We start from the raw sequence: 24,161 nt of genomic DNA, 5'->3' as shown, positions 1-24,161 counted from the left end.
GCCCGCGATCTTGCTGCGAATGTCGCGATCTTGCTCGAATTTTTGGATCAAACCGGGCGTCGCAAGCGACGCCCCTACATATGAAGACTGCGAATTATTCGATCCGGCCTTCGTCGAAATCGATCAAGTCGGGCACGCTTTTGATTTCGCCGGCACGGTCGGCGCAGCCCATTGCGGTGAGCGCGTCGCGCAAAAAATCCCGCCCGGCGTCGGTCATGCCTTTTTGCACAAGGTCGCGGTTCCATTTTGCGGCGCGGGTGTCCCTTGGGAAAAGTTCGAGCAAGCGTCGGTCAATTTCGGCGTCGCCGGTCGAGGTGTGCACGATTTCCTCGACCGCGGACGGATCCACGCCGAGATGGAGGCAGAGAAAACGGTCGAGCCCGCGCTTGTAGTTTTTCGCGTAGCTGGCGGGCAGGGCGCCGTGGGTTTTCACGTATTTGCACTTGGCGATGAAGCGCGGCAGGTAAAGCAGCCCGGTTGCGGCATGGGGAATGTAGGGCGAAGGCAGGCAAGTGAGCACTTCACCAGTCGATCCGGGAATGGGTTTCGATGGCATGGCGCGAAATAAAAGCACCCGGGGCGAATGCTTCCACTTTTATTTTGCGGGGCGGCGTTGAAAGGCGAACGCGTTTTGCCCCGGTTCGTCTTCACAATTGACTCCGCTCATGAAAATAATGCCATCCATGGCTTGCCTAAAACCCTCGAATTGCGTGCGCGCAATTTTAACCCAGAGCCAATTATCCTATGAAAACTCCCCGACACACACTGGCGACACGCCGTGATTTTCTAAAACAAGCGGCGGTGGCCGCGGGCGGAGCCCTGTTGCTTCCGCGAGCCGTGCTCGCACGGGCATCCTCGCGCAACTCGCTGGTCAATGTGGGCGTCATTGGATTGGGGCGGATGGCGTCCTCGCACATAAGGTCCTTCGTCAACGACGAGCGCTGCCGGATCACCGCCGTTTGCGATGTCGACGACGAGCGCATTGCCTACGAAAAGAAAAACATCGCCTCGAAATATGAGCAGGCATACGGGGAAAAAATCAGCGTGGCGGGTTACAAGGATTTCCGGGCGCTCCTCGCGAACCCCACGATCGACGCGGTGGTTATTGCGACACCCGACCACTGGCACGCAATCATGTCGATACTCGCGGCGCGCGCGGGCAAGGCGATCTATTGCGAAAAGCCGATGACCTTTACGATCGAGGAAGGCCAGCGCGTCGTGGACGCGGTGCGCGCAAGCGGCGTTGTTTTCCAAACGGGCTCGCAACAGCGGAGCGATTCGGGATTCCGCCGGGCGGTGCAGCTTGCCCGCACGGGAATGCTCGGCGACATCAAGGAGGTGTGGTGCGATTTCGGGCGCTGGTATCCGACGGATTACAACTGGCCGGCGGAGCCACTGCCCGCGGGCATGGACTGGGAAATGTGGGTCGGGCCGGCGGTCATGCGACCTTACACGTCGCACTTTTTGCCTCCTTTGATGGGAGGCACGCCGCCGAAACCCTACGGTTATCCCTGGGGCGAGTGGCGCTGGCACATCGAGTATGGCAACGGTTTGCAGGCCGACTGGGGCGCGCACCATTTCGACATCGCGCTCTGGGGGCTCGGGCTCGATGGCAAGGGGCCGAAATACGTCGAGGTTTTCCCAAGCCCGAACCCGAAAATGCCGGCGGACACAAAGCACATTTCCTACACATTCGCCAACGGCACGAAGGTTCGTTACGGATGCCCCGACGAGGTGAAACGCAATTCCGGCAAGGCGACCATGGTCACGTTCGTGGGCACCGAGGCCACGGCATCCTGCGCGCGCGGCGGCCGGTTTTGGGTGAACAAACCGTCGCTTCGCAACGTGCGTTTCGGCGACGGAAACAATCCCGTGCAAGTGTCCAACGACCATCGGCGCGACTTCATCGACGCGGTGCTCACGGGCCGCCCGACGATCTGCCCGCCGGAGGTCGGCCAGTCGAGTTGCAACATGTGCCTCATCGGCAACATCGCGCACCAGCTCGGACGCAGCCTCGAATGGGACTGGCGCACGCGGAGCTTTGTCGGCGACGAGGTGGCGAATCGTTTCCTGTGGCGCGAAAACAGGGGTGAATGGGCGAAGATCTAAGGAGCCCGGCTTCCGATCCCGAGCACCCGAAAATTGTAATACAATTAAATGTAATAATATTTTATGAAAAAAATCATCACACCCTTGATACTATTGCTGGCGGTCACATGCGTTTGCCATGCGCAGTCGCAACCGCTGTATCCCGCCCCCGACATGGCGCAAGTGCGGCAGCTCCAGCAATGCGATTTTGGCTCCGGCGAAACCGAAACAAAGGCCATCAACGATTTGGTTTTTGCCGTGTATTATCACAACAACGACAAGGATTTTTGCGCGCGCATGGAGAAGGCGCTGCTCGACGAGATTGCGGGAGGGAAGGGCACTCCGCGCTACCGAATGATGCTCGCGCAACTGGTCCAGGCCGTCGGCATGCAAAAAGCCGGCGCGAAGCGGCTCGAAAAAATCATCGCCGCCGAAAAGGATGAATCGGTGCGCTCGCGCCTGGCGGAAGCCCTCGCGCACACAAAACGCGGCACCTCGATTATCGCGGAAAAGCAGCTTTCCATCCCGTCCGCGCTGCCGGCGTCCGCGCAAGACCAGGCGCTGCTGATTGATTACCTGGGCAGCCACCCGGAAACACCGCTGCCCGCCTACCTGGTGTTTGAAAACTTCAGCGAGCCAATGAAACCGAGGCTGGTTTACGCGCTGCTGGCGCGCGGCAAAAATGAAATGAATTTGTGGGCGCTAGACCCCGCGACGCCGGAACTCGCGCTCGCGCTGGGATGCGCCTTTTCAAAAGAAACGAAGGACGCGCAAACGCTCACGCGCCTCCTTTCATTCGCCCCCATGCTCGACAAGGAGCAGGCGGCACAGATGGCGATTTACCTGGCGCAAGCCCCCTTGCCCTCGCGCGCGGACGCGCTGGCGGGCGCGCTCGGCTCTCGGGATTCGTCCGTGTCAAAGCTGGCGGCATCCGCGCTCGCGCTGATGGATTTGTCGCATTTCGGGCGCAAGTTTCTCGCCGGTTACGACTCGGCAAACGCGGACGAAAAACGCGCCATGCTGAAAGTCTGCGAATCCCTCGCCGACGAATATGTTTTCTGCGAAATCGCCCGCCGCCTTCCCGTCGAAACGAGCGCATCGCTGCGCACCGCGATGCAGCGCGCGCTCATGCGCATCTCGCAAGCCGTGTTCACGCCGGCGATGTTCGCCGCGGTGGAAAACGCCTACGCGCAAACCGCCGCGCCCGCAAAAGCCTTCTGGCTGCGCTTCGCCCCCTTGCATGACAGCGAAAACGCCATCGCCCTGTGCACGCGCGCCCACGCGGGAAAACTGAGAAGCGACGCCATCAAAACGCTGGGGGCCTGGAAAAGCCCCCTCGCGGTTGATGCGCTCGTCTCGATTTCAAAGGCAGCCAACGATGACCACGAGCGACTGCTCGCGCAAACAATGCTCGTCACATTGATGGAGCGCGTCGGCACGAAGTCCGCGGCGCTGGATTACCTTCGCAAAAACGCCGCCAACGACGACGTGAAAGCCGCGACCGAACGGCTCGCCAACGCAAAACCGAAAAAGAAATAAACCCAAAACAGCGGCCATGGATATGACGTGGCTGTTTTGGTAGGGCGAACTCTCCGGGTGGGTCGAAAAATTCCCGGCTCACCCGGAGGGTTCGCCCTACCAAGCGACTGAACGCATCGAACACACGCGCAGATCAGCGCTCGATTGTCATTTCGAACTGGTCGAACGGCTCGGTGCGGTGGGCGAGGTGTTTTGTGGACGGCGAGATTCCAAACAGAGGCGAATAAGTGCGCACGGCGATGGTCTTGCCGTCGGGGAGAAATTCGAGGATGCGCAGCCAGCCGTCGCCGCCGTTGCCCTCCCAGCCGCCGCCGAGGGTTTGCACGTTAAACATCATTTGGTGCACGGTTTTGCCGGCGTCATTGGCGTCGGCGCGATAGGAGACGTTGTCCTCGAACTTGCCCTTGCCGTTGGCGGTGTGGCCGCAAATGACGAGGCGGATGTTGGGCGTGGAGCGAATGAGTTTTTCCCAAATGTCGGCGCCATTGTTGTCGATGAGCTTGTATTTCTCCTTTTCAATGCGGCGGCTGTCTTTTCCGTTGGTGAGAAAACTGTGCGTCATAAATATGACCGTGTGGTTTTCGTATTTTTTGGACGAGGCGAGTTTTTTCGCCCAGTCGAGCACCTCGTTTCGCGGGTGAAACTCGGAGGTGATGACCAGCAGCCTGCCCCATTTTTCATCGGAAAACTCAAAGGCGGCGTTTTCGAGCGAGGGGATGCCGTTGCGGTTCGGGAGGGCGGCGACGCAGGTGTCGCGCCATGTGGAGTTGCGCTCGATGGGAAAATATTCGGGGAAGCGCGTCATGCCATTCTCGGAGGACCTGTAACCGTAGTCGTGGTTGCCACAGGAGACGATGTAGGGAACCTTGTTATCGAGGCGCGCGAGTGAGCGCGAGGCGGACTGCCACATTTCGCGGCTGGTTTGGTTGAGCATTTTCCGGTTGAGGATGATGTTCTCGTTTTGCTCAACGAGGTCGCCGGTGCACAGCACGGCTTTTATATTGAGGCGGCTGATGTTGTCGCTGATCCACGCCGTGCAGAGCTCAAAGATGGGTTGGTTGATGTCGTATTTTGTGTAACCCTGCGGATCGCCGAGGAGGATCATTGAAAACGAATCCGGGTTCGCGAGTTTTTGCGGGTCGGCATGTCTTTGCGCGTGAAGTGGCGCGACGGCGCAAATCAGGGCGAGTGCGATGCCGGCGGCAAACGCGAGGGATTTGGTGAATATGACTTTCGATGTTTTTTTCATTATGTTCATGGCGCGGGGATTGCGGGGATTGGGCACGGTTTTGTTTATTCGGAAAACCGGCGAAATTGTGAAGATCAAAAAAACAGGGCGGAACAATCCGCCCCGGTTCATCCAGCCATCAGTCCGAAAATCATCAGCCCCATCACAAGCACAATCGCGGCGCCGGAAAAGGCCACACCGAGAATCGCGAAGATTTTCCGGCGATTTTTCTGGCACAATCCGCCAACGCCAAGCCCCGCCGCCAGCAATGCCAGCCCCATGAACGCAAAAAGAAACAAGCCCACAACCATGGCCTGCGGTGATGATTCATCCATGCCTCCGGGCGTGCTGCTTTCAATGACCCCGGCGGCGAGCACCACGCAAAACAACGCCATGCCGCTGATGATGGAGAGAACGAACGACGCAATACCCAGGCCGGAATGCGACTGGCGGCTGGCCGGGGCGGGAGCGGGTGGTGGAAGAACGTTTTGATTTGGCGGCTGCGCCGGCGGTAGTTGAGGGGGGTGGGGCTCCATTGTTGGGATGTGTGTTGATTGGCTTTTTTGGAGTTGTCGGGAGTTATTTCGACGGCTCAGGCGGACCGGGGTCGCGGGGGCCGTAGGTAATGGTATGCAGGGCGTCGATCAGGGATTGCTCGGCCTCAAAAATCACACGGTATTGCGGCGAGCCGATGTATTGGGTCGTGCCGCCGGAGCGGGCCGCGACAAACAGGCTGTCCGTGTCGGTGCGCGCCGCCGCGCCGCCGCTCAGGGTGATGGTCATTTCGAGCTGGTAGGCCCACGAGCGCTCCTCTCCCGCAACGTAAATGGTGTTCGCAAAATCGTCGGACGTGAACCGTTTGGCGCGAAGGGTGCGGAGTTGCGCGGAGAGCGATTCGATGGCCTCGCGACCAACGGTGCCGGGTTCGAGGGGAAACGCGGCGTCCATGACAACAACACGCCTGGCGAGATCGGTGAGTTTGAGGGCGGTGATTTGCGCGCCGGCGGGCAGTTCGCGGATGACGCGGTCGCGATAGGCGAGCGGGTTGGCGGGCAGCTCGTCGAGGATGTCGGGGGAAACTCGGTAGATGTAGTTTTGGTTGGTGACGCGGGCGTAGGTGTTGCCGGCCGTCTCGGCGACCGTGCTCGCGCCCGAGCCGACCTGGAGGGTGAGGGCGGGCGCGGCGGCAAAGTTGAGCGTGATCTCGCGGGCGGGTCGCATGGTGAAGCCATAGTTTTCCTTTTCGGCGTCGGAGGGGGCGTCGTTGACAAAACCTTTTCCCTCGGTGCCATCCTGGAGAACCCTCAGGCCGGCGAGCGAGTCGAGGAGCCTGACAACGGCGTCGTGATCCGCCGGCGTGATTTGCGGTCCGTGGTCGGTGCGGCGGATGATTTGCCAGGGCGCGCTTTCGGGGTTGCCGGTGGCCTCGAGTCGCTGGAGGACAACCTCGGTTTGTTGCGCGGCGGCGATCGTGATGGAGGTGACGTTGGCGCGGTTGAAGTCGAGGATGTGGCGGTCGCGAAGGTCTTGCTGCGCGTCGCGCAGGGTTTTGACGAGGATGTCGGGAATGCGAACGATGAAGTAGGCTTTGCGTCCGTCGAGCTGGGCGTAGTATTCGGCGGCGGGCTCCGTGTCTTCTCCGCCTGAGGCGGCGGACGGGGCCTTTTCAAGGCGGTCGCCAATGAGCAGGGTTTCGGAGCGGTTGTTGCCCTCGACGGTGACGCGGAGGGCGGGAAGCGCGAGGCTGTCGCGGGCGGGCGCGGCGGTGTCGGCCGTGTCGAGAAAGCGGTCAACGCGGAGCCCGCGCAGGTCGTTGATGGTGATCTCGGTGCCGGTCTTGCTGGCGCGGGCCTGAATGGGCGCCTCGAGGGCCCAGCGCTCATTGTCACGACGGAAGCGGACGCGCGAGCCGGCGGCGGGCTCGATGTTGAGCGAGCGCGCCTCAAAGACATCGATTGTGAAGAGCGTGTCGGCGCGCAGGGTGTCGAGCCTGACGTTGAGGCTTTCGGCAAGGGAGCGCATGACGATGTGAACGCGCTGGCCGTCGGGCGAGAGGATGTAGAGGCGGTTGCCGGCCTGGGTGGGGGCGCCGATTTTGAGCGTGACGGGATTTACGGGAAGCCCGGGAAGCGAGGCCGGGGTGAAGGTGAGGATGCGTTTGGGTTTTTCGAGGCCGTATTCGTCGAGTGTTTGCCCGCTTTTGACGAGATCCTGAACTGTGAAGCTGGTTATGGAATAAAGACGTTGCAGATCGGCGATGATGGGGCGAACGGCGAAGGGGTTGGCGGGCCATTCGACGGGGGAGGAAATGGTCCAGTTGTCACCCTGCCGGACGAGATGAATGGCCGAACCAGGCTGGTCGGGGTCTTCTATCGTGATGGCCTGGATATTCGAGGCCTCGGAGCCGAGAATGGTGGTGGTTTCGCGGTCGCCGATATCGTGCTGGCGCACGTAGAAAATGTAATAAAAAAGCGCGGCGTTGAGCAAAAGCAGCACTATGGTGATCTTTGTTCTCATGGAGAAAATTTATTGTTCATTATGCATTCAGCATCAGCGCCGTCGCGTCCAATAGACGATGAAGCCGAGGATGGCGAACGCTCCGGGCGCGCCGAAAAGAAGGATGTAGCGGAGGCGTGAGAGCCGGTCCCGGCTGAGGGCGAGCTGGAATCTTTCTATGGGCCGGGCGGGGATGTTGAATTGCGTGTCGCTGTCGGTGATCCAATTGAGCGTTGAGAAAAAGACGGTGCTATTGGCGCGGGTGCCAAGGCGGCCGTTGGCGATAAAATCGGAGCATCCGAAAACGGCGAGCCGTCCGACGGGAATGCTGAAGGGCAAATCGCTCTTGGCGGTGACGCGCTCGGCAACGGTCACGACCGCGAGCGGGCCGGGCAGGTCCGCGCCGACATCATAACGCGGCGCACGACCGCGGCGCATGGTGCGGTAGGAAACCTCGCCCCAGGCCGTGGGCGCGGTGAGGACGAGCGGCGTGATGGAGAGGCTCGGATCAGTCGCGCGCGAGGGCGCGGGCCGCACCGAGCGGGTTGCGCCGAACTTGAGCGCGAGATTGTTGTCCGCGAGCGCCTGGGTGATCGGATGCTGGGTGTCGGTGGTGAGGATGAGGTCGCCGCTCATGTCGGACTGGCTGGAGGTGGAACGGTCGTAGATCCAGTTGTTGTCGGCGACGATGCCCCACTCGCGGAGCAAGTCCTCAAGGCCGGTCGGATCGGTGCCGGGCGCGGTAAAAAGCATAAGGCGGCCGGCGCGGGTGCCCATGTATTGGCGGAGCATTTCCTGCTCGCGGGCTTCGTATGAATATTGCGCGCCGACGGAAATAATGAGCGCGGCATCGTCGGGGATGGCGCGCGCGCGTGAAAGGTCGAGCGCGTCGAGCGCGTAGTTGCGCGCGGTGAGCGCGTTGCGGATCTCTGAAAGTCCGCGCTGGTTATCCACGCTGTGGGGGTCCATTTCGCCATGGCCGGTAAGGAAATAGATTTTTTTCTGCTCGGGATTGGAAACGCCGAGGATGGCGGCGGTGAACGCCTGCTCGCCGAGAAAGGCGACGCGCTGGTTGTTTTTGTAACGATAGAGCGCGTCGACGCCGACCTTTCTGGGCCGCTGGCCGGAGAAAAAGTAAATGGCGTTTGGTTCGAGCCCGAGTTGCTCGGCCTCGCGCGGGCGCTGGTAAACGTCGATGTAATCGACGCGGAAATCCACCTTGGCGTTGGTTTCGAGGGCGTAAGTGTATTCGCGCAGAAGGCCGGCGACGTCGTTGTTGATCTGGTCGAGGTCGGCGGGCGCCTCGTGGTCGTCGGGCGAGGCGCTTTTCGGCAGGGTGACAACAACGCGAATCGGCTGGTCGAGTTGCGTAAGGTAGGCGCGCGTCTCGGCGGAAAGCGTGTGCTTGCGAAGCTGCGTGATGTCGAAGCGCCACGAGTATTGGAGCGCAAGGTAGTTCAGCCCGCCGAAAAACGCCACGAACAGCAACGCCTGAAGAACCAGGTTTGTGCTGCGCAACCAGCGCGTGGCGCGAAAGCTTTCAAAGAATTTCATCGGTTAGCTATGCAATATTTTAGCCTCAAGGCCGAGGATGCTGAGGATGAGGGTGAGCGTGGCGCCGCTGACGTAGAAAAGAAGCTGGCGTGTGTCGATGATGCCGCGACTGAAATCATCGAGGTGCTGGAATATCTGCGCGCGCTGCACGATCGACTTGAAGGGCGAAAGTGTTTCATTGCTGAAAATATCGGCGTTGGAAACAAAGTTCAGTCCGAGGATGAGCGCGAGGAGCGTGAAGCAGAGAAATCCGGAAACGGCCTGGTTGCGCGAAAGCGAGCTGGCAAGGATGCCGATGGCGACAAAGAAAAGTCCGGAAACCGCGATGAAAAGGTATCCGCCGATGAGCGGGCCCGCGTCCAGAAAGCGCGAGTCGCCGGCAAATTTTTGCAGGATGTAGAAAAAGACCGCCGTCGATCCCCAAAGGAGAATGTAGAGAAAATACGCCGCGCCATATTTGCCGAGCACGACCTCGGTGGTGGAGACGGGCGAGGTGAGCAGCGTCTCAAGCGTTCCGTGCCGCCGTTCCTCGGAGATGCTTTTCATCGTGAGGAGCGGCACCATGAAAAGAACGGGCACCCAGAAAAGCCGGAAAAACACCGTCGCCGGCGATGTCTCCTGCGGCACGGCGCTGTAAAGGTTGAGCAGGTCGATGAAGATGGAACCCATGACTCCCAGAAAAAACACCGCCGCAATGTAGGTGCCGGGATTGACCAGCAGCATGCGAATTTCGTGGCTGAGAATGGTGAAGAAGTGGCGCATGTGTGAAATGCGGAATGTGGAGTTCGGAATGCGGAATGGAAAAATGTGAAAAGGAAACGGACTTACCTTCTTGGTTTTTTCGGCGCGTCAATGATGTCGCGGCTGCGCCGGGTGGCGACAAGGAAAACGTCCTCAAGCGTCGGGTTCTCGCGGGAGAGGCCGCGCAACCGAAAACGGTCGTCGGACCTGAGCAGTTGCAGAAGCGATTCGCCAATGGGTTCGTCGCGATCGGTGGTGATGTAGATTATGCGAAAGCCGTCCGCGTCGGGCGCGGAGGTCTCGCTGATTTTTATGCTGGGTTCGAAAACCGCGAGCGCGGGGCCGAGTTGTTCGACGTCGCAGGCGATTTCGAGTTTGTAGACGGAATGGCCGATGATGTCGCGTCGCAACTCGGCGGGCGTGCCCATCGTGACGATGCGTCCCTGGTTGATGATGAGCACGCGGTCACAGGTGACTTCGATCTCGGGAAGAATGTGCGACGAAATGATGACCGACATGTTTCCGCGCAAACTGTCGATGAGATCGCGGACGAGCTGGATCTGATGCGGATCGAGTCCGATGGTCGGCTCGTCCATGATGATCACGGGCGGCTCCGCAAGAATCGCCTCGGCAATGCCCACGCGCTGGCGAAACCCCTTGGAAAGCTTGCCGATAATGCGGTGCCGTTCGCGCCCGAGGTCGCAAAGTTCCATGACCTCGTTGATGCGGGACGAGAGTTTGCGCCGGCCGAGCTCCTTGAGTCGACCGCGGTAATAAAGATACTCGGAAACACGCATGTCCTCGGGCAGCGGATTGTTTTCGGGCATGTAACCGATGAGCCGCTTGACCTCCTCCGGACGCGTGGCGACCGGAACGCCGCAAACCCGCGCCACGCCGGAAGTCGCCGGCAGGTAGCCGGTGAGGATGCGCATGGTGGTGGATTTGCCCGCGCCATTAGGCCCGAGAAACCCGAGGATTTCGCCGCGCCGCACCGTGAAGCTGACATTGTTGACGGCAAGAAACCCCGCGTAAGATTTGACGAGGTTTTGCACCTCAATGGCAGGTGAAAGGGAATCTGGCTGCGTGGCGTCGGCGGACATGTGTTATATGGCAAATGCGATAGACAGACATCAATGCACGCTTTCCGTGCCACTTGCAAAGCTTGGAAATCGCATGGCGGCGGGAATTTCGTGAGGCCGGCCGCGCGCAATCGCGGACGGGTGGCCGGCAACCGTCAGGATTTCCTGATTGCAAAAACATTCTCCGCGCATGAATCATTTCGTGCTGGTTCGGCGCCGAACCAGCTGTTGAAAGCAAAACCCATACCTCGCCCGCACATGAAACTCCTCGCCTTCACAAAAATGCCTCCGCGTTCCATTCTTCACGTTCTGGCTTCCTGCATCTGCCTTCTGGCCTTGGCCGCCACCGCGCCACAGGTGAACGCCGCCAAAATTATCAAGGTCGCCACTGGCTACAATCACACGCTGTATATAACCGATGACGGCGTGCTTTGGGCAATGGGCGATAATAGCGAGGGGCAGCTGGGCGATGGCTCTTCCGGATATCTTGTAAATCGAAGCACGCCAGTGCAAATAGCCACCGGTGTTATTGATGTGGCTGCCGGCTATTACCATAGTCTGTTTGTGAAGAGTGACGGCACGCTTTGGGCCATGGGCGGCAACTATGACGCCCAATTGGGCAATGGCACGACAACGATACAAAGAACACCCGTGCAGGTGGCTACGAATGTCTCTTCTGTGACAGCCGGAAACAACCACAGTCTGTTTCTGAAAAACGACGGCTCGCTTTGGGGCATGGGATATAACAACTTGGGGCCATTAGGGGATGCTCCAACTTCGGATTATAGGCTGCCGGTGCAAGTGGCCACGGACGTTGTGGCCGTGGCCACCGGGGAATATCACACCTTGTTTGTGAAAACCGATGGCACGCTTTGGACCATGGGATACAGCGTTGTCTACGGGCACTGGTTTTACCTGCTTGACGGCACTTCGATATCAGATGATTCCGAGGCGCCCACTGCTTTTACCCCCAAACAAGTGGCCTCCGATGTCGCTGCCGTGGCTGCGGGAAAATATCACGGCCTGTATATAAAAAACGACGGTTCGCTTTGGGGCATGGGATATTACAAAGACAACTCGTTATACAGCAGACCAATGGATGATGTTTCCATTGCCAATATGCAGATAGCCACTGGTGTCGTTGCCGTGGCCGCCGGATACAACCACAGCCTGTTTGTAAAAAACGACGGCTCTCTCTGGGCCATGGGAGACAACACCTCGGGTCGTCTGGGGAATATAGATGGCCTCGGCGAAATTCGCGGCACGCCTGTGCAAGTGACAACCGGCGTCACTGCCGTGGCTGCCGGCAGTCGTCACAGTCTGTTTGTGAGGAGCGACGGTTCGCTTTGGGGCATGGGATATAACGACGCGGGCCAATTGGGGGACGGCGCCAACACGGGCCGGAGCACTCCCGCGCAAGTGGCCACCAACGTCATTGCGGCAAGTGCCGGTGAGCTTCACAGCCTGTTTTTGAAGGATAACGGCACGCTTTGGGCCATGGGGCTCAACTTTTACGGACAGTTGGGAGATGGCACGACCACGGATCGAAGCACGCCTGTGCGAATAGCCACCGGCGTCATCGCCGCGGCCGCGGGGAAATATCATAGCCTGTATGTGAAAAATGACGGTTCACTTTGGGCCACGGGGCTCAACGTTTACGGACAATTGGGAGATGGCACGACCACAGATCGAAAAACACCGGTGCGAGTGGCCACCGGCGTCATCGCCATCGCGGGGGGCGGATATCACAGCCTGTTTGTGAAAAACGACGGTTCGCTTTGGGCCATGGGTAACAATTTCCACGGCGAGTTGGGGGATGGCACACAAGAGGATAAAATCACACCCGTGCAAGTGGACAGTAATGTTTCCACCATCGCCGCTGGAGAGTTTCACAGTCTGTTTGTGAAAAATGACGGCTCGCTCTGGAGCATGGGAGACAATTCCTATGACCAGTTGGGGGCTAATTCGGGGATTTCTCCATATATGCCCAGAGATGTATTATCTATTTTCTCCTTTTCCACCGTGGCTGCCGGATCACTGCATAGCATGTTTTTGGAAAACAGTGGCACGCTTTGGACTAAGGGACACAACGGATACGGCCAGTTGGGCAATGGCCGTGTCTCCACTAGAGACAACGACTATTATGAGCCAGTAGTCGCCAACGTCAGTGCCGTGGTTGCCGGAAAATATCACAGTTTATTTATAAAAACCGACGGCACGCTTTGGGCTATGGGAAACAATTTTTACGGACAGTTGGGTGACGGAACTCGTGTAGTTCGTGCCCGCTCCTGCCCTGTGCAAGTCGCCACCGATATCAAAGACATCGCCGCTGGATATAATCACAGCCTGTTTATTAAAAAAGACGGCACGCTTTGGGTAACGGGATACAATTTCTACGGGCAGCTGGGGGATGGCGTGAGCGCGGATTCAAACATCCCCTTTCATATCATTGGGGACGGCCCTGCAATCAAGACGCAACCCGCCACGCAGACCGTTTCGCCTGGCTGGAATGTCACATTCACCGTTGCCGCTTCGGGCGATCCTGCGCCGTCATTGCGCTGGCAATCCTCGGCCAACGGCAGGTCTTGGGCGGATATTTCAGACTCCGCTCTCTACAGTGGCGCCACCACCGACACGCTCGTCATCACCGCGGCCACCACCAAACTAAGCGGCATGCAATATCGTTGCGTTGCCACCAACTCAAAAGGCTCCGTTACCAGCTTCGCTGCCACGCTCACCGTCGGCGACGGCTCCGGTGGCAATGGTGGAAATAACAACAACGACGGGAGTTCCAGCGGTGGCGGAGGCGGCGGCGCTCCCAGCCTGCTCTGGCTCGCTGCGGTTGCCGCGCTGTTCGCGCTTCGCCGCGCATCAAAGAGAGCATAGTCCCGCTAAGGCTGACCGGGCTATTACCTGCTTGAAAATACGCCCTGCGTGTGAATCCTTTCGGACAAATTCGGCAACAAATCATCAATCCACCAGTCGAAAACACCCCATATCGCCACTTACACATGAAACGCCCAATATTCACCAAAGCACCAGTGTTATACATCCTCCGACCTTTGTTTTTCACAGTTTGCATTCTCGCCGTTGCCACATCGCAGGCAAACGCCGCCAATGTTATCAAAATAGCAGGTGGCGAAGGGCACAGCCTGTTTGTGACTAATGATGGCACCCTTTGGGCGATGGGGAATAATGACAAAGGCGAATTAGGTGACGGCACCTACACAAGGCGAAATACTCCCGTGCAAGTGGCCTCCAATGTTATTACTGTGGCTGCCGGATCTAAACACAGTCTGTTTGTTAAAAACGATGGCACTCTCTGGGCAACGGGACTCAACGCCACAGGACAATTGGGCAACGACGACACCAAGGATATCAATACTCCCGTGCAAATAGACACCGATGTTTTTGCCGTGGCCGCCGGAAGATGGCACAGTCTGTATGTGAAGAGTGACGGCACTCTCTGGGCCATGGGATACAACGAATTCGGACAGTTGGGCGATGGCACCCTGAATGTTCACAACACACCTGTGCAAGTAGCAACCAATGTTGTTGCCGTGGCCGCCGGAGGCAATCATAGCCTGTTTCTGAAAACCGATGGCACCCTTTGGGCAATGGGATATAACGGCACGGGACAGTTGGGCGTCGACTCCGCGGACTATTATCCAGACGTCCTTGATGACAAATTCCTCACCCCCGAACAAATAGCCACCGATGTTCTTGAAATAGCCGCCGGATGGAATCACACCCTTTTTGTAAAAACCAACGGCGAGCTTTGGGCCATGGGCTGGAATATCGATGGACAGTTGGGTGACGGCACCTACATGGGACAAGGCGAAGCTGTGCAAATAGCCACCGGTGTCGACTTTGTGGCCGCTGGGTGGAGCCATAGCCTTTTTGTGAAAACCGACGGCACACTCTGGGCAATGGGCAATAATATCCATGGTCAATTGGGCGACAGCACAACCACGAAGCGGAACAGCCCTGTGCAAGTAACCACCGATGGTTGTGTTATCGCTGCCGGGTGGCATCACAGCCTTTTTGTAAAGGCTGACGGTTCACTTTGGAGCATGGGAAGTAACGTCTCCGGCCAGTTGGGCGCGGCCGCGCTCCCGAGTCAAAGTGCCATCCCAGTGTATATTGCTGGGGATAGTCTGCCTGTAATTGCCACCCAACCTGTCAGTCAAACCATTTTTGAAGGCCGCTCGGCGACTTTTACTGTTGTCGCCACGGGGCCAACCCCCACCTACCAGTGGAAGAAAAACAATGAGGCTATCCTCGGTGCCACAAGTGCCACTTACACGATTCCAAGCGTGAAGGCATCAGATGGAGGGAGTTATACGGTTGTCGTAAGCAACATGCTGGGGTTCGTTACCAGTAACGCTGCGGTGCTCACCGTCTCTGTTGGCGGCAATAATGGAAATAATAATAATAGCTCCGGCGGCGGTGGCGGTGGCGCGCCCAGCTTGCTCTGGCTCGGCGTTGTTGGCGTGATGTTCGCGCTGCGTCGCGTCAGGAAATTTCAGGCGTTATTTTGAAGGCGCATGAAGGGGCGCGCCTTGCAGCGCTCCCTTGTATGCGAAAACTCTTTGCGTGCGTGGTCGCAACGTCTGCGTAAACGAGGGCGCACGCGAGGTGCGCCCCTACGGGATGCGCAATGAACATTATGATTCCGCGCGGTTTCTTGCGTCGGTTTCGATTAGGGTTTTTACGCGTTCCAGCTCGGCTTTTACGGCGGCTTTCGTTTCGGCGAGGGTGGGTTTCTTTTTGCCTTTTACCGGTTTCTGATTCTTTGCGTTGGCGAAGATGTAGAACTTGATTTTTGGCTCGGTGCCGCTGCCGCGGGCGGCGAAGGTGTAGCCGTTGGCGAGGGTCACGAAATAGAGGTCTTGCGCGGGGATGCGCTCGCCGTCGGCGTCGAGGATTTTCGCGCGTCCGAAGTCCTGGAATTTCTTCACCGCGATGTCGCCGAATTTTTTCGGGGGGCGCGCGCGGTAGGTTTCCAGGATGCGCTTGATTTTCGCCGCGCCGGTCGCGCCTTCATAGTAGATGTTGATCACGCCTTCCATGAAGTAACCGTGCTTGCGGTAGATTTCATCAAGGTATTCGGGCACGGTGAGTTTGCGCGATTTCACGTAGGCGCAGAGTTCGGCGAACATGAGGCAGGCGGTGTTGCCGTCCTTGTCACGCACGTCGTCGCCGTCGAGGTAGCCGTAGCTTTCCTCGTTTCCAAAGATGAAGTAGGTGCTGTGTTTTTGGAGGAGTTTGGCGCGGGTGGCGTGCGGGGTGCGGTCGTAGTCGAGCGCGATGCCTTCCTTGGCGAGGAGGCTCGCCTTGAGTTGTTCCTCGTAGCGTCGGATTTTTGCGGCGATCCATTTGAAGCCGGTGAGGGTGTTGATGACTTTCACGCCGTGGGCCGCGCCAATGGCGTCCTGGAGCGGGGTCGTCACGAAGGTTTTGATGAGGGCAATGTTTTTCCCGCCTTTTTTCGGGATGCGGCCGAGCTGTTTGAGTTTCGTGATGCGGTAGTCGGCAAAGAGCGCGCCGACTTGGTTGCCGGTGAGGAGTTCCATTTTGCCGGCTTTGTTGCGCACGGCGACGCCCATGCGGTCGCAGTCGGGGTCGGTGGCAAGGACGACGTCGAGTTTATTTTTCTCGGCGAGGGCGACGGCGATGGAGAGCGCCTCGGCGTTTTCGGGGTTGGGCGATTTGACGGTGGGGAAGCGCGGGTCTTGCGCGGCTTGTTGCGGGACGTGGGTGACGAGCGCGCCGGCGGCTTTGAGGAGGGGAACGGATGCGATGGCGCCGGTGCCGTGGATGTTGGTGAAGGCGACTTTGAGTTTCGCTTTTTTGAAAACGGTTTTGTCGATGACGGACTCGGCGGCGACGGCGTGGTAGGCGGCATCGGCGGCGGGCGTGAGCGTGATGACGCGCGCGAGGTCTTTGTCGAGGTAGGCGCCGAGTTCGGAGAGGGGGACGGCGTTGACTTCGGCGACGATGCCTTTGTCGTGCGGGGCGATGACTTGCGCGCCGTCCTCGAAGTAGGCCTTGAAGCCGTTGTCGTGCGGGGGGTTGTGGCTGGCGGTGATGACGACGCCGGCGTGGGCCTTGAGGTGGCGGACGCTGAAGCTGAGTTGCGGCGTGGAGCGCGGGCCGTCGAAGATGCAGGCGGTGCCGCCGAGGCGCGTCCAGGTGGAGGCGGCGAGTTCGCAGAAGTGGCGCGAGAAGTGGCGCACGTCGTGCGCGATGACGAGTTTGGGCGAGTCGGCGCGGTTTTGCGCGGCAAGGAATTTCGCCGTGTAGCGGTAGAGGCCGATGACGGCGCGGATGAGCGTGAAGTCGTTGAGGACGTTGCTGCCGATGGCGGCGTGCTCGGGTGTGCCGAGCGGCGAGAGCTTGCCGGTTTCGGCGGCGGCGGGAACGGCGCCGATGGTGCGTCCGCGCATGCCGCCGGTGCCGAATTCGAGGTAGCGGTAAAAGCGGTCGTTGAGTTCAGGCCAGGCTTGTTTTTCAACGAGCTCACCGATGCTGGCGACGGCCCATTCGGGGAGTGACGCGGCGAGCCAGTCGGCGAGGTTGGCGGCGGTGGAGGGGAGGAGCGCGCCGGACTTGGCGGCGGCTTGGATTTTTTTGAGAGTGCTCATGGGAATGCGGATTTCGGAATGCGGAATTGTTTTAACCACGGAGAGCACGGAGGGGCACGGAGTTAGAGTTTTTTTCTCTGTGTTTCTCCGTGCTCTCCGTGGTTAATTAAAAAATTATTCGAGATACAGTCCGTCGGCGATGGCGGGTTTGGTGGGGAGGCGGTTCCAGGATTGGGCGAAGGTTTCCTCGTCGTATCCAAAAAGCGGCGACACTTCCACGGTGATGTTGGGCAGGCCGGTGGCGTCGGTTTCGACGGGCGCGCCGACTTGCCTTAACCAGCGGGCGAACTGGCGGAGCTGGTCGTCGCGGCAGGTTTTGGGCGAGTCCAGGCCCTCGGCGTTTTTCACCGGGCTGAAATCGTCGGCGCGGCGGGTTTCGATGATGACGGCGTTCTTGGCGTGAGGGACGGCGTCGAAGACGAACATTTCGAATTTTATGCCGTTGGGCTTGTCGGGTTTCACGGGGTTGCCGTCGGCGTCGATCGTGGGGATTTTTTTATCGGCGCGGTGGAAGGGGAGCGCGACTTCGTGGCCGCCGGCGGCTCCCCCCGCCATGCGACGGATGAATTGCGTGTCCAAAATGTGGATCGCGATGCTGCCGGCGATGTAGCGGAGTTTGCCGGTGGCGGGATCGGTTTCGCGCTGCATTTCCATCGGGAGGTCGGAGTATTCGATGACGACGGTGCGGTCGTTTTGCGTGCAGAAGTGTCCGACTTTTTCCTCGGCGTAGGCCTTGGGAATCATTTTCGAGGACATTTCGGAGCGGCGGGCGAGGTGCCAGCCGATGAAGGCGGGGTCGATGATGCGGATGAGCGGATTGTCGACTTGGAAATAGCTGAGGATGTCGATGCCTTCGCGCTGCATGATGTCGAGCGCGCCGCTGCGCTGAAGGGCTCGGAGCGAGCCGCCGTGTCCGTCGGGGGACATGGCGATGGCGGACTTGGTTTCGAGGAGGATTTTGCCGTCGGGCGAAATCGCGGGCATGCGGCCCTGGCGGAAAAGATGCACGCGGGCGGGCGCGAGGCCGAAGTAGTCGTGCTGCTTGAAGAAGGCCTCGGTGGCGGCGTGGTTCGCGTGGCTGGTCATGATGAACCAGTGGATGGGTTTTCCGTAGCGAAGGCCCGCGGCGCGGATTTTTTCGGCGAAGACTTGGAAGAGGGTTTTGTTTTTGAGCGGGGTGACGGGGAAGGAGCCCTTCGGGCCGTTGTAGCCGAGGCGCGTGCCCTGGCCGCCGGCAACGACGAAGGCGGCGACGCGTCCGGCGCGGAGCGCCTCCTCGCCGGCGGTTTTGGCGGCGGCCCAGGCGGCGGTGTCGCCGCCGTTTTCGGGAAGCGGTTCGTAGGGCGCGGGGGCGAGGCCTTCGAGGTTCAGCGCGGCGGAGGCTCCGTCGGCGACGAGCGTCTTGTGGAGGCGCGCGATTTCGGCGAGGTCGATCTCGGCGGCGTCAGCGAGGAGGCGTTCGCGTTCGGCGGGGGCGAGTTCGTTGTAGAAGGCAAAGACGTGTCCTTGCCCGGCGCGTTGAAAGGCTTCGATGATTTCTGGTGTGGCCATTGGCGGTCGTTGTTGTCCGATGTTTAGCGTGAGGGTGTATTCAAAAAAACACATGCGCGGGTGCAATGCTTATATGACGCACGCGAAGCCCGAACCGGCCACCAATGGTTCCCCTCAAAAATTCACGCGCGCAAATCAGCCGGCAAACACGCGCGCATTAAAAATCGCGCCAGTCCTCAACGCTGCGGTTGCTGTTGCGGTGGCGGCGGGGCGGGAATGTTTTCGACCGGCGCGGGCGCGGGCAGGGGATCTCCGGGCGCGGGTTCCTCGAAGTTATAAATCACCTCGCCGGGCTTGGCGTAGCCGAGGCGGCGGCGGATGATCATCTCGACGAACTCGGGGTCCTTGCTCAGGCGATCGAGGATGCGCTGGCTTTCGCGCAGCTTTTCTTTTTGCTCGTCAAAGAGCGTGGAAAGCCGGTCCTTGTTGCGTTGGAGCTCCGCGTTCTGGCGGCGCAGCTCGACATACCGCCAGCCAAAGTAGCCCGCCGCGACAAGCATTACGGTCGCTATGATCGCGAGAAAAAAGGCGTTGATGCGTGGAATCTTCACAATCGATGAATGAATGTGAAGGAAACACCCGCCGCGTTTTTGTGTAAAGCTGTTTGCGGAAAGACTTATTCACACAAATGCGGCCCGACGCGAACCCGTCGGCGCCGCCTTTGCGCGCCACGCGAGTGACTAGAGTTTTTTGGAGCCGGCCAGCTTGCCGTCGGCGTAGGTTTCTTCCCGGGTCTTTTTTCCGCCGGCTTCGCCGTAAACCCAGACGCCGTCCTTTTGGCCCTGCTTGTATTGGCCCTTGGCCTTGAGGTTGCCGGTTTTTTGGTATTGCTCCGAATAATCGCCGTGCTTCTGGCCGTTTTGGTAGTGGGAAACACAAACGTAGTTTCCCGAGGTGCTTGTGATGTGTTGCGTTTGTTTTCCGTGCTCCTTGCCGTTGGCGTAGGTTGTCTCGCTTTTTAACGAGCCGTCCTGGTCGTATTTTTTGGTCACGCCGTGGAGTTTGCCGTTTTTGTATTCGGTTTCGGCGTTCGGTTTACCGTTGCTGTAATAGGTGATCTTTTGGGTGAGGCCGCCGGTTGCGTTGTAAACCTCGGTCAGCGTTTTGGCGCCGTCGCTTTTGCCGTAATCCCAGCGCCCCGTCTTTTTGCCGAGCGTGTATTGGCCGGAGCTTTTGGTTTTTCCGCCCTTCTCAAAAACTTCCGAGTAGGGTCCGTTCAACACGTTGTTTGTGTAATTGGCGGTGCGGATAAAATTGCCGTTGTTGCCGGTCATCTTTTCAACGACGGGGCCGTTTTTCTTTTGTGCGAACAGGTGGCCTGTTCCCAGTGTGAGGATGGCGAGCAAAACGATGGCGAGTTTTTTTGTAATCATGGTGCGGAGTTTTTGAATTTATTTAAGCCGGCCAGCATGCCGCCGCGTGGAACGCGGTCAACCGCGAGGGCGGTGGAATTTCCGGCGGATTTTCCCGCGCGCCAAACGGCGGCGCGGGCTCACAGCAGCAAAAACGCGGCCGAGAGCACGGCCGTGGGGATGAGCGCCCCGAGGCACAGGCCGAGCGGCGAAACGCCGTCGGGGAAAAAGCGCGCGAGGATGGACTGGCCCGCGGGATTGGGCGCGTTGGCGATCACGGTGAGGCCGCCTCCCGTCACCGCGCCCGCGACGATGGCGTATTTTAAATTGTCCTGAAGGTCGGGCACGAGCGTGGCGAGGTAGGTGATGGCGGCGTTGTCGTTGACCGCGCCGAGTGTGATCGCGCTGAAGAAAAGCGGCACGGCGTCGAGGCGCGCGAGCACCGGTTCGATCCACCAGCCTTGCAAGCCGCCGTGAATAACGAGGCCGGCGATAAAAAAGCCGACGAGCATGGGCGATTTCAGGTCGAACTTTCCCTGGTGATGCGCGGTCGCTTGGGCGAATGCCAGGAAGAACAGGAAGCCGCCAATAATCATCGGCGGATAATGCGAGACGGCGACCATCCACGCCATGAAGCCGATTTGCACGAGCGTGATCCAGAGTGGCACGCGCTCCTCCCTGGGCGCGGACGCGGCCCGGCTCGTGTTGTCGCGCGCGCGCTGGAGCGCGGCGAACTGTTTTCGGAAGACAATATAATAGAAGCCGGTGGCGACAACGATGCCGATGACCGCGCGCCAGCCAAAATTCGTGAACATGTGCGCGATGCTCCAATCCCACGGCCCGGCGACCATAAGGATTGGCGGCGCCGCAAAGTTTGTGAGCGTGCCGCCGACGGAGACATTGACGAAGAGCAGGCCGATCGTCGCATAGGCAAAGACGGTCCGCGGTTTTAACGCGTAGAACTGCCTCGCGAGCAAAAGCGCGGCGATTGTCATGGCGGCGGGTTCTGTGATGAGCGACCCGAGCAACGGCGCCATGACGAGGATGGTGATCCACCACGCCGCCACGGTGTTTTTCCCAAGCGCGGCGATCATGCGCAGGAAGCGCTCCGCGAGTTGCAGGATTGGCCGGGTGGATGCCAGCGCCATGATGGCGACGACAAAAACAGGCTCGGTGAAATTAACGTGATGCCCGAGGTAATGCACCACCGTGCCCCATCCCTTCGAAATGGTCATCGCGGCAACAAGCACGGCGGCCCAGATGCCAAACACGGCCTCGACCTCGCCGAAGAAGTGCAGCACCTGCCCCTTGAAACTAACCTCGTCGGGGTTGCAATCGGTTTCCTTGTGGGGCGATCCGTCGAAGGTGTCGGGGTGTTCCCGGCGTTGTTTGCACGCCTCGAGTTTTTTGCGGTGCGCTTCCTCGACCTCGTGCGCCCAATGCCGGAATCGCGGCGTCAGGAACGTGTGGATGATCGCGAGCAAAAAGATGACTGTGGCGACGAGGTTGAACGGCTCGGCCTGTATCCGTGCCGCGAGCGCTTCAATCAGTCCGACATTTTCCGCGGCGCCGGAATCCGCATACGAGGAAAGCGACCGTGGAAAATCCACGACCGGGGCGCTGGACGCCAGCGAGACCAATACTGCGGGAAGCTGCATGCTCGCATTAAAAAAGCACGGGCACCCGCTGGCAAGCGAAGGCGTATTTTTATTCAAAAAAAACGAAAACACCGGACTGTGGCCCGGCGCACTTCCAGATTAACGATCGCCGCACAAAGCTGTTTACAGGCGGGTTTATTTTGCTTCAGATGCGGCCTGCACACGGCGTGAAGACTCGCAATGTGTGCTTCGCTTTTTTAACCATTCATTTCCCCGTTTATGCCATCCCGACAAATCCCACCGGCTTGCGAAGGTTGCCGCGCGACACTGGGGATCGTCGCGTTCAGGGTGTTTCATCCGGTCATTTTCAACTCATAAAAACCCATGCACTCCAATCCTATTCTTGGCGTTGTTTTCCATTGGCTAGGCGGCCTGGCATCAGGCAGCTTTTATGTCCCTTACAAGGGGGTTAAAAAATGGGCGTGGGAGGTTTACTGGCTGGTCGGCGGCGTTTTCTCGTGGATTGTCTGCCCCGCGTTTTTTGCGTGGCTGATCACGAAAGACCACAACGCCTTCGGCATTCTCCGAGAGATCTGGCAAAACGAGGGCATCGCGCCGTTCGTGTGGCCTTATGTTTTTGGCATGATGTGGGGCTGCGGCGGGCTCACGTTCGGGCTGACGATGCGTTACCTGGGCATGTCGCTCGGCATGGGTGTGGCGCTTGGATATTGCACGGTTTTCGGCACGCTGCTGCCGCCGTTGCTCAAGATTTTTGTCGATCTCGGCCCCGCGGTTCCCAAGAGCCTTGTTGACATCGTCCAGACCCGAGGCGGCATCGTCACCATGGTCGGAATTGCGGTGACCGTGCTTGGCATTTTTATTGCCGCGAAAGCCGGGCTCACCAAGGAGCGCGAGATGCCCGAGGCGGAAAAGAAAAAGGCGATCGCGGAATTTGATTTCAAGAAGGGCATTCTCGTCGCGACCTTCTCCGGCGTCATGAGCGCGGGCATGGCCTTTGCCATCACGGCGGGAAATCCCATCGCGCAAGCAATCGAGGCCGGCGGGACGGACAAGCTCTGGGCCGGCATTCCGCGCCTCGTCGTTATTCTCCTCGGCGGGTTCACGACCAACTTTATCTGGTGCGTGTATCTCAACATCAAAAACAAGACCGGCTACCAATATCTCGCCAGCCACCTGCGCAGCGGGCACGCCAACCTCGCCCCGCAAAACCTCGCGCAACCCGCCGCCGCCCGCGCGCCCTCCGCTGACGCGCTTCGCATCCCGCGCGCAAGCAACTTCTTTTTCTCCGCCCTCGCCGGCGCCACTTGGTATTTCCAGTTCTTCTTCTACAACATGGGCGAGTCGCAGATGGGCGAATATGGTTTCGCAAGCTGGACGCTCCACATGGCGAGCATCATCATTTTCAGCACGCTCTGGGGCGTGTATTTCAAGGAGTGGAGCGGCGTGAGCGCCAAGGCTCGCCGCTTGATCACGGCCGGCATCGCGACGCTGATTATTTCCACGGTCGTCATCGGTCTCGGCACCTGGCTTGACACGTGATGAACGGCAACGCCGTTCGACAAATCTCGGCGCGCTCGACGAGAGCGCCGAGATTTAAAGTTCGCCCGCAAAAGCGTTACGCTGTTTTCACCGCCTCGCCGATCGCGTAGAACTGACTGCTGCCGGCATGGTGAATCGTGCGCAATTCGTCGGGCGCGGTTTCGAAGTGCCAGTGGCCTTGCGAGAAAACACGCGTGTCGGCTTGCGCGCCCACCACTTCCGCGAAGAGAAGATCGTAGTCCTTCTCGTTTTGCGCGGTGTTTGCGTCGCGGATCACGCGGCATTCGAGCCAGGCCACGCAGCCCTCGACCAGTGGCGCGGCTATTTTTTGCGCGGCAAATGTCTTGAGCCCGTGGCGCGCAAATTTGTCAGGCACGTCGCGTCCGCTTTCGGAGCCGACACCAAGCGCCGCTTTCACGAGCGCTTGCGGCGGGACGTTGAGCGCAAACTCACCCGAGGCGTTAATCAATTCCCGCGTGAAACTGTTCGCGCCGATGATCGCCAGGACTTTCGGCGGGTCAAAATCGAGCGGCAGCGTCCACGCGGCGGTCATCACATTGCCGCGCCCGCCGTGGGCGGCGGTGACCATCACAGTCGGGCCGTGATTGATGAGGCGAATTGATTCGGGAAGCGGAACGGATTCAATCGTGGAAGACATGATTCGAGCAGTTTTCCGCGGCAAAACGGCATGTCAACACCGTCGCGGTTTTGTTGCGCGCGTTTGATCC

Annotated in this window: 18 protein-coding genes; 5 read left to right on the top strand and 13 right to left on the bottom strand. The window is 59.3% G+C overall.

The window, feature by feature from the left end; genetic code table 11:
- Nucleotides 1–94 precede the first annotated feature (94 nt).
- Complete coding sequence (locus M2447_RS06760) at nucleotides 95–556, bottom strand: DUF5069 domain-containing protein (RefSeq protein ID WP_277510289.1); 462 nt, start codon at nucleotides 554–556, stop codon at nucleotides 95–97.
- A 188-nt stretch (nucleotides 557–744) separates the two neighbouring features.
- On the opposite strand from M2447_RS06760, the gene M2447_RS06755 reads away from it, so the two are divergent.
- Nucleotides 745–2,109, top strand: a complete 1,365-nt coding sequence (locus tag M2447_RS06755; protein ID WP_277510288.1) for a Gfo/Idh/MocA family oxidoreductase — start codon at nucleotides 745–747, stop codon at nucleotides 2,107–2,109.
- 63 nt (nucleotides 2,110–2,172) lie between these two features.
- Nucleotides 2,173–3,627, top strand: coding sequence for a hypothetical protein (locus M2447_RS06750; protein WP_277510287.1), 1,455 nt, complete (start codon nucleotides 2,173–2,175; stop codon nucleotides 3,625–3,627).
- A gap of 133 nt (nucleotides 3,628–3,760) precedes the next feature.
- Here the strand turns inward: M2447_RS06750 and M2447_RS06745 are convergent, their stop codons facing one another.
- The 6 genes from M2447_RS06745 to M2447_RS06720 all read right to left on the bottom strand — a co-directional run bounded on the left by M2447_RS06745 (nucleotide 3,761) and on the right by M2447_RS06720 (nucleotide 10,746).
- Nucleotides 3,761–4,885: a metallophosphoesterase gene (locus M2447_RS06745; RefSeq protein ID WP_277557935.1), complete on the bottom strand. Its 1,125-nt coding sequence runs from the start codon at nucleotides 4,883–4,885 to the stop codon at nucleotides 3,761–3,763.
- A gap of 98 nt (nucleotides 4,886–4,983) precedes the next feature.
- Entirely contained in the window at nucleotides 4,984–5,391 is a 408-nt protein-coding gene (locus tag M2447_RS06740; protein ID WP_277510284.1) for a hypothetical protein, read from the bottom strand.
- Nucleotides 5,392–5,434: 43 nt separating this feature from the next.
- Complete coding sequence (locus tag M2447_RS06735) at nucleotides 5,435–7,372, bottom strand: DUF4340 domain-containing protein (protein WP_277510282.1); 1,938 nt, start codon at nucleotides 7,370–7,372, stop codon at nucleotides 5,435–5,437.
- Between the two features lie 33 nt (nucleotides 7,373–7,405).
- Nucleotides 7,406–8,905 (bottom strand): GldG family protein, encoded by a 1,500-nt coding sequence (locus M2447_RS06730; RefSeq protein ID WP_277510280.1) that lies wholly within the window; start codon nucleotides 8,903–8,905, stop codon nucleotides 7,406–7,408.
- A gap of 3 nt (nucleotides 8,906–8,908) precedes the next feature.
- Nucleotides 8,909–9,667, bottom strand: a complete 759-nt coding sequence (locus M2447_RS06725) for an ABC transporter permease subunit (protein WP_108824475.1) — start codon at nucleotides 9,665–9,667, stop codon at nucleotides 8,909–8,911.
- A gap of 62 nt (nucleotides 9,668–9,729) precedes the next feature.
- Nucleotides 9,730–10,746, bottom strand: coding sequence for an ABC transporter ATP-binding protein (locus M2447_RS06720; RefSeq protein WP_277557934.1), 1,017 nt, complete (start codon nucleotides 10,744–10,746; stop codon nucleotides 9,730–9,732).
- A gap of 237 nt (nucleotides 10,747–10,983) precedes the next feature.
- On the opposite strand from M2447_RS06720, the gene M2447_RS06715 reads away from it, so the two are divergent.
- Together M2447_RS06715 and M2447_RS06710 are read left to right on the top strand one after the other, a co-directional pair.
- Nucleotides 10,984–13,611, top strand: coding sequence for an immunoglobulin domain-containing protein (locus M2447_RS06715; protein WP_277557933.1), 2,628 nt, complete (start codon nucleotides 10,984–10,986; stop codon nucleotides 13,609–13,611).
- A 125-nt stretch (nucleotides 13,612–13,736) separates the two neighbouring features.
- The gene (locus M2447_RS06710; protein WP_277557932.1) at nucleotides 13,737–15,266 is read left to right on the top strand and encodes an immunoglobulin domain-containing protein; all 1,530 of its coding nucleotides are present in this window, start codon (nucleotides 13,737–13,739) and stop codon (nucleotides 15,264–15,266) included.
- Nucleotides 15,267–15,392: 126 nt separating this feature from the next.
- Here M2447_RS06710 and M2447_RS06705 read toward each other — a convergent pair whose 3' ends face one another.
- From M2447_RS06705 to M2447_RS06685, 5 genes are all read right to left on the bottom strand, one after another.
- Complete coding sequence (locus M2447_RS06705) at nucleotides 15,393–17,372, bottom strand: phospho-sugar mutase (protein WP_277557931.1); 1,980 nt, start codon at nucleotides 17,370–17,372, stop codon at nucleotides 15,393–15,395.
- A 114-nt stretch (nucleotides 17,373–17,486) separates the two neighbouring features.
- On the bottom strand, nucleotides 17,487–18,923 hold the full coding sequence (locus M2447_RS06700) for a UDPGP type 1 family protein (RefSeq protein ID WP_277557930.1): 1,437 nt from the start codon (nucleotides 18,921–18,923) through the stop codon (nucleotides 17,487–17,489).
- Nucleotides 18,924–19,099: 176 nt separating this feature from the next.
- Complete coding sequence (locus M2447_RS06695) at nucleotides 19,100–19,474, bottom strand: septum formation initiator family protein (RefSeq protein WP_277510271.1); 375 nt, start codon at nucleotides 19,472–19,474, stop codon at nucleotides 19,100–19,102.
- Nucleotides 19,475–19,603: 129 nt separating this feature from the next.
- Complete coding sequence (locus tag M2447_RS06690) at nucleotides 19,604–20,296, bottom strand: hypothetical protein (RefSeq protein ID WP_277557929.1); 693 nt, start codon at nucleotides 20,294–20,296, stop codon at nucleotides 19,604–19,606.
- Between the two features lie 119 nt (nucleotides 20,297–20,415).
- Nucleotides 20,416–21,933 (bottom strand): putative Na+/H+ antiporter, encoded by a 1,518-nt coding sequence (locus M2447_RS06685; protein ID WP_277557928.1) that lies wholly within the window; start codon nucleotides 21,931–21,933, stop codon nucleotides 20,416–20,418.
- Between the two features lie 324 nt (nucleotides 21,934–22,257).
- On the opposite strand from M2447_RS06685, the gene M2447_RS06680 reads away from it, so the two are divergent.
- Nucleotides 22,258–23,433: an L-rhamnose/proton symporter RhaT gene (locus tag M2447_RS06680; protein ID WP_277557927.1), complete on the top strand. Its 1,176-nt coding sequence runs from the start codon at nucleotides 22,258–22,260 to the stop codon at nucleotides 23,431–23,433.
- Nucleotides 23,434–23,509: 76 nt separating this feature from the next.
- Here M2447_RS06680 and M2447_RS06675 read toward each other — a convergent pair whose 3' ends face one another.
- Nucleotides 23,510–24,091, bottom strand: a complete 582-nt coding sequence (locus M2447_RS06675) for a flavin reductase family protein (RefSeq protein ID WP_108824465.1) — start codon at nucleotides 24,089–24,091, stop codon at nucleotides 23,510–23,512.
- Nucleotides 24,092–24,161 lie beyond the last annotated feature (70 nt).

It is taken from the genome of Ereboglobus sp. PH5-10, from assembly GCF_029504735.1.
Classification (GTDB): Bacteria; Verrucomicrobiota; Verrucomicrobiia; order Opitutales; family Opitutaceae; genus Ereboglobus.
Note: the sequence above shows the minus strand (reverse complement) of the source record. Positions and strands in the feature narration are given on the sequence as shown.